Origin of the sequence: Micromonospora zamorensis (assembly GCF_900090275.1) — a bacterium.
Lineage (GTDB): Bacteria > Actinomycetota > Actinomycetes > Mycobacteriales > Micromonosporaceae > Micromonospora > Micromonospora zamorensis.
In genome coordinates, this window is the sequence record NZ_LT607755.1 from 6,697,066 (window position 1) to 6,710,181 (window position 13,116).

The window sequence follows — 13,116 nt, forward strand, 5'->3', positions numbered from 1 at the left end:
AGCAGGTCGCCGGGTTCCGCCTGCCGGTGGGACAAAGGGCGGCGCCCGGGCAGGTGACCCGCCCGGGCGCCGCTGGGTGTTGCTGAATCAGTGGTCAGCTGATCCGGATCTTCATCGCGGTGCCGTCCTGCTCCAGAACCTTGATCTTGACACCGGCTGCGGGGAGCTTGACGCCGTGGTTAGGCAGCTCCTCGTAGAAGTACTTCTTGGTGTCGTCGAACAGCGGCTCGGCAGCCTGGCCACGGATGTACTGCGGCTGGCTGTTGAGGTGCAGCGTGAACGAGTCGGCCTTCTTGAGGCTGAACGGTGCGTCGTACACCTGGACCCGGGCGCGCCACGGAGCACCGGTCAGGTTGTAGATCGGGCGCGGGTGCGCGTCGATGTACAGGTTGCGACCCTCACCCGGGTGACCACCTGGGTTGGTGGGCGAAACCGGAGCGGTGTTGTTGTCCTCCCAGCGCAGGTTCCAGTACGAGATGAGCAGACCCTCCTGGTACGCGTAGTGGTCCACCCAGTCCGGGCGGGTGTTCGCGTAGCCGAAGAAGTACGGGCCAGTCTTCAGGTACTTGTCGTACGAGACGTACGACCGGTTGCCGGCGATGTAGTAGTTGTCGAACAGCTCGGTGTAGGTCGCGCCGACGACCTTCCACTCGTTGAGCGCCCAGCCCGCGTCGGTCTCGGCACCGTCGTTGAGCACGGTCTGACCGTCGGCGGTCACGGTGATCGCGTCACCGAAGAAGCCGCCCTCAGAGACGCCACCATCGGTGACGTAGTGCAGGCGAACCTGCGCCACCTTGCCAGCGAGCGAGTTGAGCGGGATGTTGATGTCCGCCCAGGCCCCGTTGCTGGTGCCGTCGAGCGCCGGGCGGCCCGCACCGTCGACGCCGATCGGCTTGCCGCCGACCGTGCCGTCCAGGTCGGTCCAGGTCTGACCGCCGTCGGTCGACGCCTCGAAGTAGAGGTAGTCGTAGTTCTCCTCGATGCTGTACTTGCCCTTGAGCGACATTGCCGCCGCGGACTTGCCGGTGAGGTCGAACGTCCTCGTCATGGTGCCGTCGAGGTTGTCCTTGTTACCGGTGAAGTACTGCTTCGAGCCCTCGAAGGGTGCGCCGTAGTTGAAGGTGTATTCCCTCTGGGGGAGCACGACCACGACGGCCTGTGCCTTCTTCGAGTTGTACTCCTGCGGGCCGAGGTCGATGTTGCGCTTCTGGCCCGCCACGACCACCTCGTAGTCGAGCCAGCCGAGCTGGAACTTGTTCCATGCGCCGAGGTCGCCGCCACGGTCACCGATGGCCGGGTCGTTCTTCGCACCGAGCCGGCTCTGGGCCATCAGGGTCCAGTGCTCGTTGTTGTTGTCCGCCGGGCCGTAGTCGTCCGGCAGGCCCAGGTCGTGGCCGTACTCGTGGTAGAAGACGCTACGGCCGCCGTTTTCCGGCTGGATCGTGTAGTCGCGGATCCAGACGCCGGTGTTGCCGATCTGGGTGCCACCGATCGGGAAGTTCGGCGGGCCCACGGGCGAGCTGTTGAACGCCGACCAACGGTGGCTCCAGATGGCGTCCTCACCCTGCTGCGGGTCACCGTCGGCCTGGTCGCCGCCGGAGTGGACGATCTGGAAGTGGTCGATGTAGCCGTCCGACTCGTTGAAGTCGCCGTCACCGTCGAAGTCGAAGCGGTCCCACTGGTCGAAGGACTTCATCTCCTCGGCGATCTGCGCGTCCGTCCGGCCCTTGGCCTTCTGGTCGGCGACCCACTGGTTCGCGGCGTCGCGGATCAGGGCCCAGGTGTTCGAGCAGACGTTGTCGCCGCAGACGGCGGGGTCGCCGGTCGGGTCGTCGTCGGCCTTCGGGTCGTCGGAACGACCGTAGCGGGCCTCGTTGTACCGGACCTTGACCCAGTCGGTCACCTCACCCTCGACGGTGTAGCGACCCGAGGACTGAGCCTCGTAGTACTGCTTGAGCGACTCGTCGCCCGGGTTGGTGCCGAAGTAGACCTGGCGGAAGTGCTCCGGGCTGAAGTCCGGCTGCCAGATGGTGGAGTTGTCGACCGCCCGGTTCGGCTCCGGGATCTTGTTGTGCAGCGGACCCTCGAACGTCGCCGGTCCGGCGATGTTCGGGTCCATGTCCTTGTCCGGGTAGGACGGGTGCCGCTCGTCACCGAACTCGGCCAGGATCACGAAGATCTTGTCGGTGCGCTCCCGCTGGAGCTCGACGTACTGATCCTGGGTCGGCTGGGTGCCGGCTGCGGAGCGGGCGTTGGCGTTGGTGCCCGTCTTGCCGACCTGACCGACCTTGACGACAGTGCTTCCGTTGCGCTGAATCGGCTTGCTACGACCGCTCAGCACGTCGCTGAGACCCTGCTCACGCAGGGCGCGGCGCTTCTCCTCGAGCTTGTCGGGGAGTTCGTCCTTCAGCGCCTGCGGCTCCGCAGCAGCAGGTGCTGCTGCCGGCAGTTTGGGCTGGGGCGCCGCCGAGGCGGACGGGCCGAAAGCCAGGCCTGTCGCCGTCAGTGAGAGCCCGAGCAGACCCACTGCGACTTTGCGCACGTGGTACCTCCGGTGTGAGGGAACCGGCCATACGGGGGTACGGGCCGGTGGGAGATCGATCCCACTAGTGGGACCATTGGTGAACATAGACACTGCTGCGACGGGTGGGAAGATGCACGCGTCGATTTGTTGCAAGATTTTGTTGGGAATGCTTTTCACCGTCACATACCCGGGCTTCATCAGCCACGCTGACCAGCGAGGACGGCGTGATCCCAAATATAGCGACTCATTTCGATCAACATGATCGATGTACGACAGTGGGGCCGGCGGCGTCTCCGCCACCGGCCCCACTGTCAGTTGTTGATCCGCGAAACCGTTACTTCCTCGCCGGGGTGACGAAGATCGTGGCGGACGAGTTGTCCCGTGCCGCCTTCTTGATGGTGAGCGAGACGCCGTAGTTCACGCCCTGGTCGCCGGGGTTACCGGTGCCCAGCACGATCGCGCCACCGCCGAGGGTCGTGCCGTAGAACTCCGGTGCCGGGCTGCCGTCCGGGTGGGTGACCCGGGTGGTGTACGGCGCGTTGTTCCGCGACGGCACCACCACCGAGGCGTCGTTGTCCCGCGCGTACGCAGCCCCGTCGCGCATCTCGATGCCCGGGTACCAGGTCTTGGCGTCCGTGAAGCCCTTCACCGGCGCCTGCGCCTTGAACTTCGTGCAGTACGCGCTGTACGGCTCGTCCGCCGCCTCCAGGCACTCCGTGAAGGGGTACGTCTTGTTCAGCGAGAAGGCCGCGTTGGCCGACTGCGGACGGCTGGGCAGGTTGTCCGTCACCGACGGGTCCTTCACCGCCGCCTCACCGGTACGCCGGTACGGGTCGAAGTGCGAGTCGACGATGAGCAACCCGCCCTTCGCGCCGTAGCTGGGCAGCGCGGTCATCTGCCCGGTGACGTGGTTGACGTCGCCGAGAGCGCTGTCCCGGTACCAGACCAGCATGCCCGGCGCGTTGTAGGAGATCCGGTCGACCTTCCACGCGTCGTGCGAGTAGATGGTGTCGTAGGCGTACTTCAGGCCCTTGTCGAAGCCGTCGAAGTTGCGCCACTCCGCCAGGTAGAACTGGGCGTGGACCTCGGTGCCGCTGGAGACCTTCCAGCCCCCGCCGGTGGTGTCCACGAAGGTGCCGCCGGTGGCCGTCCAGCCGTTGGCGCCGCCCTCGACGTCGTCACTCCACGTGGTGGCGCCGCCGCCGGTGAGCGAGAAGTCGTCGGCGAACCAGTTGCGCTCCTCGAACGCCTCGTCGGTGGCCTGGCGCAACCGCAGCTGCACCGTCGTGCCCGCGTACGCCGACAGGTCGACGTAGTCGTGGCGCCAGCCGTTCGTGCTGCCGGTCAGGCCGTACTTCTTGCCGCCGAAGTCGTTCATCCGGCCGTTCGGGTCCGGGTAGCCGTCCGGCGTGGTGACCACCGCGCCACCCTCGTCGTACACCTTCTGCTCGGTCCAGGTCGTACCGCCGTCGGTCGAGAGCTCGACGAAGCCGTAGTCCCAGTCCTCCTCGATGATGTAGTTGTTCCACATCCAGAACTTCGAGTCCGCTGCCGCAGGCACGTCGACCGAGCGGCTGAGCTTGACGTCGGCCCACTCCTGGTCGTTGTTGCTGTGCCACATCTTGGTGCCGCTGTGCGGCGTGGCCAGCGTCGTCACCTTGTCCGGCAGGTCGACCTTGATGCCGTCCTCGGAGTCGATCGGGGTGCGCGACGTCTGGCCGAGCTTCACCTCGCGCGGGTTCGACCCGGGGCGGATGGTCAGCGGGTCGGCCCAGCCGAGCACCCACTTGTCCCAGATGCCCATGTGCGTGGGCAGCGCCTGGAAGATCTCACCGGAGTGCGAGCCCGAGGCCATCAGGTCCCAGAAGTCCACGTCGGAGTCAGCGTTGCCGGACGTGTCGTAGAGGTCCGGCAGGCCCAGGTCGTGGCCGAACTCGTGGGCGAAGACACCGACACCGGCGTCCTCGGGCTGCACGATGTAGTTCGACGCCTTGAGGTTGGTACCCGGGATGGTGTAGCCGCCAGCGACCGTGGAGGAGTGCGCCCACACGGCGTACACGCCCTCGGCGCCGCCGCCGCGCGACTTGCCCTGACCGGCGTGCACCAGCACGAGGTGGTCGATCACGCCGTCCGGCTCGTAGACGTTGCCGTCACCGTCGCGGTCGGCCTGGTCCTCGATGTCGTAGTCGGCCCACGGGAAGCTCGGGTCCTTCGCGACGAGCGCGTCGATCGCGTCGGTCGCCAGGCGGCCCGCGCCGGCCGGGTTGTCCGGGTGGCCGTTCATCGACTGCTCACGGCCGGCGACCCAGGCGCCGGTCTCGTCCTGGAAGCAGCGGTTGGCGGCGTACCAGCCCTCCGAGTGCGGCACGGAGATCCACGGGCTGGCCTGCCCGTCCACCGTGTACGCGTTCTTGGACATCTCCAGGTACATGTTGTGCATGGTGCGGCCGGAGAGGTCGACACCCTTCCTGCCGTCCGGGCCGCGCAGATCGGTGCGGACCCGCTCGGTGATGCCCTTCTTGCTGTAGAGCATCTTGTTGTAGTGCGACGGCGAGAAGTCCGGCACCCACATCGAGTTGTTGTCCTCGTGGGGCAGGGTCGCCGGGTTCGGGATGTTGTTGTGCTTCGGGCCGTTCTGCACGGTGCCGGGGACACACGTCCGGTCCTCGAACACCGTCTTCGGGACCATCACGTCGGTGAAGTCGTCGTTGGCCTTGTCGTTGAACTCCACCAGCAGCGTGAGCAGCTTCGCCGTCTGGGTGGTCGGCGACTTCTTGAACTGCCGGGGGTTCTTGCCCGTCTTGAGCGACCGGGCTTCGTCCTTGGCGAGCTGCCGCGCGGTCACCGGGTTGCCCCGGGCGTGCTTCTGGTCGAACTCGCGCGCGGACTCCACGGCCGGGGTGTAGACGCCACCCTTGCCCTTGACCTCACGGCCGGTGGTGTCCGGCTGCACCTCGGGCTCGGCGTAGTTGATGTAGTGCTCGTCGGCCCCGATCACCGCCCGTGGGGCGGGGGAGGACGACTGGGCCGCCGCACTGCCGGTCACGGTCAGTGACGTGGCCGCGAGGGCGATGGCGGGTAGCGCGACGAGTAGTCGTCGGCGCGCCCCGGACTGCGGTTTGTGGTTCATGCCGCTCCATTTCTCGGGCATGGGGAGGAGGACGCTGGCGTGGCCGACCATCGATGCGATGAGCGTCGAACTCTGCCAACCTGCGTGAACCTAAATCACAACCGGCCGAAAGGACAGGGGTGGTCTGCCTCGTGTGTCCGTTCAGCTTCCCCAGCTCCACCGACCGACCGATGTGACACTGGTCAGGCCGTGCGTGCCGTACCCGTAAGAAAATGACGGAGGGTGGCGGTCCGCACGGACCGCCACCCTCCGGTGTGTACGCCTGCCGTCAGTCCTCGTCGGACTTGGTGCCGCTCATCCCCGAGGAGATCAGGTCCATCACCGACGAGTCCTGCAGGGTGGTGACGTCGCCCAGCGACCGGTTCTCCGCCACGTCCCGCAGCAACCGGCGCATGATCTTGCCGGAGCGGGTCTTCGGCAGCTCCGCCACCAGCATGATCTGCCGGGGCTTGGCGATCGGGCCGAGCGTCTTCGACACGTGGTTGCGCAGGTCGGCGATGAGTTTCTCACCCGCCTCGCCGACGATGTCCGTGCTGCCGCGCGGGATGGCGAACGCGACGATCGCCTGGCCGGTCGTCGGGTCGGTCGCGCCGACCACCGCAGCCTCGGCCACCGACGGGTGCGACACCAACGCCGACTCCACCTCGGTGGTCGAGATGTTGTGCCCGGACACCAGCATCACGTCGTCCACCCGGCCGAGCAGCCAGATGTGCCCGTCGTCGTCCTTCTTCGCCCCGTCACCGGCGAAGTACATGCCCTGGAACCGCGACCAGTACGTGTCGATGAACCGGTCGTCGTCACCCCAGATGGTGCGCAGCATCGACGGCCACGGCTCGCGCAGCACCAGGTAGCCGCCACCACCGTTAGGCACCGACTGGCCCTGGTCGTCCACCACGTCGGCCACGATGCCCGGCAGCGGGGTCATCGCCGAACCCGGCTTGGCAGCGGTCACACCCGGCAGCGGGGAGATCATCATGGCGCCGGTCTCGGTCTGCCACCAGGTGTCCACCACGGGCAGCTCGCCCCGGCCGACGAACTGCCTGTACCACATCCAGGCCTCGGGGTTGATCGGCTCACCGACGCTGCCCAGCAGGCGCAGCGAGGACAGGTCGAAGCCGGCGGGGATGTCCTCGCCCCACTTCATCATCGTGCGGATCAGGGTGGGCGCGGTGTACAGGATGCTCACCCGGTACTTGTCGACGATCTCCCAGAACCGGCCCTTGTGCGGGGTGTCCGGGGTGCCCTCGTACATGACCTGGGTGGCGCCGTTGGAGAGCGGCCCGTACACGATGTAGGAGTGCCCGGTGACCCAGCCGATGTCCGCCGTGCACCAGTAGACGTCCGTCTCCGGCTTCAGGTCGAAGACCGCGTGCGTCGTGTACGACGCCTGGGTGAGGTAGCCGCCGGTGGTGTGCAGGATGCCCTTCGGCCGGGCCGTGGTGCCGCTGGTGTAGAGGATGAACAGCGGGTGCTCGGAGTCGAACGGCTGAGCGGTGTGCTCGGGCGACGCGGTCTCCACCGTCTCGTGCCACCAGTGGTCCTTCTCCGTCCACGCGACGTCCTCGCCGGTGCGGCGGACCACCAGCACGTGCTCCACCGACGGGCTGTTGGCTACCGCCTCGTCCACTGTGGGCTTCAGCGCCGACGGCTTGCCCCGCCGGTAACCACCATCCGCGGTGATCACCACCTTGGCGCTGGCGTCCTGGATGCGGTTGCTCAGCGAGTCGGCCGAGAAGCCGCCGAAGACCACGCTGTGCGCCGCGCCGACCCGGGCGCACGCCAACATGGCTACCGCCGCCTCCGGGATCATCGGCAGGTAGATCGCCACCCGGTCGCCGGCGGTCACCCCCAGGTCGGTGAGCGCGTTCGCCGCCCGGCAGGTCAGCTCGTGCAGATCGGCGTACGTGAGGGTGCGGGTGTCGCCCGGCTCGCCCTCCCAGTGGATCGCGACCTTGTCGCCGAGCCCCGCCTCGACGTGCCGGTCGAGGCAGTTGTACGCCACGTTGAGCTGCCCACCCACGAACCACTTGGCGAACGGCGGGTTCGACCAGTCGAGCACCTCGTCCCACTTCTTCGACCAGGCCAGACGGTCGGCCTGCTTCGCCCAGAAGGCGAGCCGGTCGGTCTCGGCCTCGGCGTACGCGTCGACGGTGACGTTGGCGTGCGCGGCGAGTTCGGCCGGCGGGGGGAACTGGCGCGTCTCGTTCAGCAGATTTGCCAATGCCTCGCTCATGCCGTGACTCCTCGTCCTCGGGGTGACCTGGTCCTCGGGGTGACCTGCGTTGGTCCTCGGGGTGACCTGCGTTGGCACGAGGGTAGTCGCGGGACCCTCGACGGGCGACCGCTGCCCGGCACGTCGCGCCGAGCGGCCGTCACCACGCGCCCGACGGCCCGCCCCGGTCTGCGGGCTCGGTGTGCGGGCTCGGTCGGCGCGGAGTCGGTGGGGAGGGCCTTGATCAACACGGGTTCATTGAAATCGCGGTGTCGGAGCCGATGGGATGCCCCGAATTCACCAAACTCGTGTTGATCAAAGCGAGACGTCCGGCTCGGGTGGGGGTCCGGGCTGGGCGCCAGGGCTGGGCGCCGGGTCGGGTGGGGCGCCCGGGTTGGGTGGTCCGGGTCGCGTTGCGGCCGGGTGCGGCCCGACCGGCCGGGCCGGGTCGCTAGCGTGACGGGGTGACCACCGATCCGCTCGCCCCGCTGCTCGCGCTCGCCGACATCGCCACTGCCGTCGAGCAGGCCCGCGAACGGTTCGACCAGGCGCTCGGGCACCGCGCGCTGCGCCGGCACGGTGGCCAGGTCGCGGCCGAGGTCAGCCTGCGCTCCGCAGTGGCCAGCGCCGCCCTCGAAGGGGCCGTGCACGAACGCGAGGCGGTCCGCGCCGGCACGGTCACCGACCCACTTCTCCAGGGGGCGCTGCGGGTCGCCGGGGCGCTGCCCGGCCTGAGTGAACTCTGGCCGAAGGCCCCCCGGCAGGCTCTCGCGAAGCTGCATGTCCTCGCCGCCCGGGAGTTGGTGCCGGAATCCGAGCTGGGCCGCCCGGTGGCCGATCCCGTCGTCGCCACGCGGCTGGACGGGCTGGCCGGGCTGGTCGCCGGTGGCACGAAGGTGTCGCCGCTGGTGCTGGCTGCCGTCGTACACGGGGAGTTGTTGAACCTGCGTCCGTTCGCCGGGCCGTCCGGCGTGGTGGCCCGGGGGGCCGCCCGGTTGGTGCTACTCGCCAGCGGCCTGGACCCGCGCGGCCTGCTCGCCGTCGACGTCGGGCACCGCGAGCGGGAGCCGGAGTACGTCGGCTCGGCCGGCGCTTTCGCCACCGGCACCCCGGACGGTCTGCGCTCCTGGTTGCGCCACTACATGGCGGCCGTCGAGGTCGGCGCCGACCAGCTCACCGTCATCGGCGACGAGATCCTCGCCGCCGCCTGAGCCGCGATCAGTCCCGTCGGGTCGCCCGGTTGACCTTGGCCTGGAGCGCCCGGCGGGCGATCGGCCCGAGGTCGTCGACGATCTCCATGAGGAGCGCGAGCTGGTCGAGCGCGGCCATCGCCTGGTCGGCGCCCTCCGGATCCACCCCGTCGTAGAGCTCCAGCCCGATGAACGCGGCCGAGACCGCGCGGGCCAGGCCGGGCACGTCGGCGACCTCGGCGAACGGGGACCCGGCGAGCAGCCTCCGCAGCACCGCCTCGATCTCGTCCACCCACAGTTGGAGCGCCCCGGCGGTGGGGGCAGCCATCCGTTGGTCCGCCTGCGCACCCGCCAACATCTGGGCCAGGAAGGTGACGTTGCCGAGCTGGCGTTCCTCCTCGTGCAACGCCCGCCCGACGGCGAGCAGTTCGCGCAACGACCCGGCCGAGGCCAGCCGCGCCGACCAGTGCTCGACCCGCTCGGCCGTGCTGACCCGGCAGGCCGCCGAGAGCAGGTCGTCGACTGTGCCGAAGTGGTAGAAGACGAGCGCCTGGTTCACCCCGGCGGCGGCACCGATGGTGCGGGCCGAGACGCCGGCGATGCCGTGCTCGCGGATGGCGGCGATGGCGCCGTCGAGGAGACGCTGCTTGGTGTCGGACATGGCTCTCCTTCCGGACGGGCCGGGTGCGGCGCTGCGATCATCGCATCGGTGACCAGTTGGGCGAGCCAGGTGGCCCCGGGCAGTCGCAGGGTCCAGCCGACAAACGCCCAGCCGAGGTGGACATGTTCGAGCCCGCGGGCGACGGCGGCCACCCCCCGTTCCGTGTGACCGTCGCCGCCCACGTACTCCGCCCGCCACAGCACGTGCTCGTGTTGGCGGGCCGGTCGGATCCGCAGCCCCACCGGATGCCGCCGGGCCAACATCCGCCAGGTGGCCGCGCAGGGCCCGCAGTCGTCGTCCAGCCAGAGCACCGCCGGTGGCCCGGAGGAGTACGGCCGCCATCGAGGCCACCAGTCGCGCACCTGCCGCCGGTAGAACCGCCAGGAGACGCCGTAGCGCACCCGTAGGTCGTGCTGCTCGTGCGGCCCGGCCACGGCTGCTCCGAACGCACACGCCGACACCGCGGCGAGGACCAGTGCGACGCTCCGGGTGACCGCCGCGGTGAACAGCAGCAACACCACGGCGGAGACCTGCATCGGGTTGGCCAGATAGGCGTACGGGCCGGTGGTGACCAGACGACGCGGCGGGTCCCACGGGTACGGGGTGCCGCCGCCCCGGACGGCGAACTCCGCGACGGCAGCCAGCGCCGGCGTGGCCACCAGCAGGGCGAGCTGCGCGACGACCAGCATCCCGGTGCGGTCCAACTCGGTCATTGCCGACCACGACCCGTCGCCGAACTCGAAGGCCAGCGTGGGGATGAACCAGAGCAGCAGGGCGCTGAAGACGCCCACCTGCAGGAACGTACGCGCGCCGAGGTGCCGGCCGTCGGCGCAGAACCGACCGAGCAGTTGGGCGGGCAGAGCCACCGTGAGCAGCCCGACCACCTCCCCGACGAGCCAGTGTGGGCCGAGGCTGACCAGCGGGTGCAGTGCCGGCATGGCCACCGCGTCGACCCAGAGCAGCAGACCCAGCGCGACCGGCAGCGCTAGCACCCGGCGCAGCAGCACCGGCAGCGGACCCCAGAGGGCGGCCCAGCCGATCCACAGGTCCACCGGCATCCCCCGGTACGACCCGTCGACGGGCGCGAAGGCGTACCAGTCGGCCAGGCCGGCGACCTCGTGCAGCGCGGCGATGCCGATCCCGGCGGTCAGGAACGCCAGCAGCGCCGCCGCGCGGACGGCCCGGTCCCGTTCCCGGGCGCCGACGGCGAGCACGGCGAGAAGCGGCAGTGCCAGGCTCAGCCAGCGGGCGACCGTCACCGCAGCGCCAACATGTCGAGCAGGTGCCGCATCCCGGCACCGAGCAGCACCTGCTGCACCGGGCCGAAGTACCAGGAGGGGTCCAGACCGCGCGTGTAGTCGACCCGGACCTGCACCTCGGTGTGCCCTGGGTCGAGCGCCCGCCAGGTCAGCTCCGCGTGCTGCCAGGTGAACCACCGTGCGGTGATGGAGCTGTCCTCGACGAAGCGGAAGCCCACCCGCCCCGGCGCGACGGTCTCCACCTCGGCGAGCAGATGGCCGCCCGGGCCGTGCGCGCTGCCGTGGTAGCCGAACATCCACCGGTCGCCGACCTCAAGCCCGTCGCCACTGACCTGCCCGGGCGTGGGCACTGCCAGGAGTCGCAGCGGCGCGGACCGGACGGCGGTCGGGCGGGGGCCGGTGGCGAGCCGCTCGGCGACCCGCTCGACGGGGAGCCCGACGACCCGGACCACCTCGACCGTCTGCTCCGGGTCGACCCGGGGAGCGATGCCGCTGCCCTCCAGGCCGGGCAGGAGCAGCAGCGGAACGGCGATGATCGCGTACGGCCGGTTGGCTTCCCGCAGGGCGCGGATCAGCGCTGTGGTGCCGTGTGCCACCCCGTAGACCAGTGGGGCGGCCAGGATGACGCAGACCGCGCCCTCGTGCAGTGCCACCGCCGCCAGCAGCAGGGTCACCGTGGTGGCCGCGAAGACCTGGCCGTGGGCCGTCCGGCGGGGGGTGAGCGCGAGCCCGGCCGCCAGGAGCACCGGCAACGCCACGAAGAGCACAGCGCTGTCGGCGCGTCCCTGGCGCACCACCCCGACGAAGAGGACCAGCCCGAAGAGCGCGATCAGGCCGGCCAGGATCCAGTGCGCACTTGTCCGCTGCGGTGGCGACTCATCGTCATTCTCCATCCGAACCCCCCGTGTTGAGCAGTCGCTTAAACGGAGGGTACGGCTATTTGAGCGACCGCTCAATCCCGCACTCAGGCGGAAGCGAGGACGCTGGTGGCGATGTGGTTCTGGGCGGCCCTCACCGGCGCCCGGGCTCCGGGTGCTGGCTGGTGCGCCCTGCCAGCCTGGTCGGACTCAGGCGGTGGTGGCGGCGGCGCGGGTGCGACGGTGCCGGCCGTACCAGGCGATGCCGATGGCCACACCGACCCCGACGCCGAGCGCGGCCGCGGCCACCGGGACGGCGGGTCGCTCCCGCAGACGACGGCCCAGCGGGATCGGGTGCCGGAACTCCAGCACCGGCCACGCGTTCTCCGAGGCCAGCTTGCGCAGCTGCCGGTCCGGGTTGACCACGCTCGGATGGCCGACGCACTCCAGCAGCGGGCGATCGCTGTACGAGTCGGAGTAGGCGTACGAGTCGGCCAGGTCGTAGTCGCGGGCGGCGGCCAACTCGTTGACCGCCTCGACCTTGCTCGGGCCAGCCGCGTAGAACTCGACCTCGCCGCTGTACCGACCGTCGCGCACCGTCATCCGGGTGGCGATCACGTCGGTCACCCCAAGCAGCTCGCCGATCGGCCGGACCATCTCCTCGCCCGACGCCGACACCAGGACCACGTCCCGCCCCGCCGCCTGGTGCTCCGCGATCAGGACGGCGGCTTCGGCGTACACATAGGGGTTGATCAGCTCGTGCAGCGTCTCCGCGACGATCTGGCGGACCTGCTCCACCTGCCAGCCCTTGCAGAGCGCGGCCAGGTAGTCCCGTGTTCGGGCCATGGTCTGCTCGTCGGTGCCGCCCAGCCGGAACATCAGCTGCGCGTACGCCGACTTGACCACGTCACGTCGAGTGATCAGCCCGTCCCGGTAGAACGGCCGACCGAACGCCAGGGCGCTCGACTTGGCGATGACGGTCTTGTCCAGATCGAAGAAAGCGGCACTTCGGCCCACGGCGCGAAAGTCTAGCCGGATGGTCTATCGTCGGCGGGTGCCCGGGGTCAGGCCACCCCTCAGACCTGCGGGCAGGCACCACCACCTCCGCTCCGCGTGACCGTGCTCACACTCTGCGAGGAGATTTTCGCACTGAGTGGAGGCGGCACCACTCGACGTGACGGGCCCGCTCAGGCAGACTTGTCCGTACGACGAGTTTTCACATCTCCGAAAACAGACAAGACCCTCAGCGGTTGCACCCCCCGTGACCGCTGAGTGGTTCGGCT

Annotated in this window: 8 protein-coding genes; 1 reads left to right on the forward strand and 7 read right to left on the reverse strand. The window is 69.5% G+C overall.

Translation table 11 applies throughout. The annotated features are described in order from the left end of the window. Window positions 1-94: 94 nt before the first annotated feature. The 3 genes from GA0070619_RS30170 to acs all read right to left on the reverse strand — a co-directional run bounded on the left by GA0070619_RS30170 (window position 95) and on the right by acs (window position 7,887). Window positions 95-2,527, reverse strand: a complete 2,433-nt coding sequence (locus GA0070619_RS30170; RefSeq protein ID WP_088951154.1) for an immune inhibitor A domain-containing protein — start codon at window positions 2,525-2,527, stop codon at window positions 95-97. Window positions 2,528-2,858: 331 nt separating this feature from the next. Further along, complete coding sequence (locus GA0070619_RS30175; protein WP_088951155.1) at window positions 2,859-5,654, reverse strand: immune inhibitor A domain-containing protein; 2,796 nt, start codon at window positions 5,652-5,654, stop codon at window positions 2,859-2,861. A 268-nt stretch (window positions 5,655-5,922) separates the two neighbouring features. Then, window positions 5,923-7,887, reverse strand: a complete 1,965-nt coding sequence (gene acs, locus GA0070619_RS30180) for an acetate--CoA ligase (protein WP_088951156.1) — start codon at window positions 7,885-7,887, stop codon at window positions 5,923-5,925. A gap of 443 nt (window positions 7,888-8,330) precedes the next feature. Here acs and GA0070619_RS30185 point away from each other — a divergent pair, with 443 nt between their 5' ends. Next, on the forward strand, window positions 8,331-9,077 hold the full coding sequence (locus GA0070619_RS30185; protein ID WP_088951157.1) for a Fic family protein: 747 nt from the start codon (window positions 8,331-8,333) through the stop codon (window positions 9,075-9,077). A gap of 7 nt (window positions 9,078-9,084) precedes the next feature. On the opposite strand, the gene GA0070619_RS30190 is transcribed toward GA0070619_RS30185, so the two are convergent. The 4 genes from GA0070619_RS30190 to GA0070619_RS30205 all read right to left on the reverse strand — a co-directional run bounded on the left by GA0070619_RS30190 (window position 9,085) and on the right by GA0070619_RS30205 (window position 12,850). Next, window positions 9,085-9,717: a TetR/AcrR family transcriptional regulator gene (locus tag GA0070619_RS30190; RefSeq protein ID WP_088951158.1), complete on the reverse strand. Its 633-nt coding sequence runs from the start codon at window positions 9,715-9,717 to the stop codon at window positions 9,085-9,087. Then, window positions 9,612-10,976 carry a methyltransferase gene (locus GA0070619_RS30195; protein WP_088951159.1) on the reverse strand — a complete coding sequence of 455 codons (1,365 nt, stop codon included), beginning with the start codon at window positions 10,974-10,976 and terminating at the stop codon, window positions 9,612-9,614. The genes GA0070619_RS30190 and GA0070619_RS30195 overlap by 106 nt, the downstream gene beginning before the upstream one ends. Next, window positions 10,973-11,869, reverse strand: a complete 897-nt coding sequence (locus GA0070619_RS30200; protein ID WP_088951160.1) for a hypothetical protein — start codon at window positions 11,867-11,869, stop codon at window positions 10,973-10,975. Before GA0070619_RS30200 ends, GA0070619_RS30195 begins: the two co-directional genes overlap by 4 nt. Window positions 11,870-12,043: 174 nt before the next feature. Then, a complete protein-coding gene (locus GA0070619_RS30205) occupies window positions 12,044-12,850 on the reverse strand; it encodes an HAD family hydrolase (protein ID WP_088951161.1) in 807 nt (268 codons plus the stop codon). Between the last annotated feature and the right edge of the window lie 266 nt (window positions 12,851-13,116).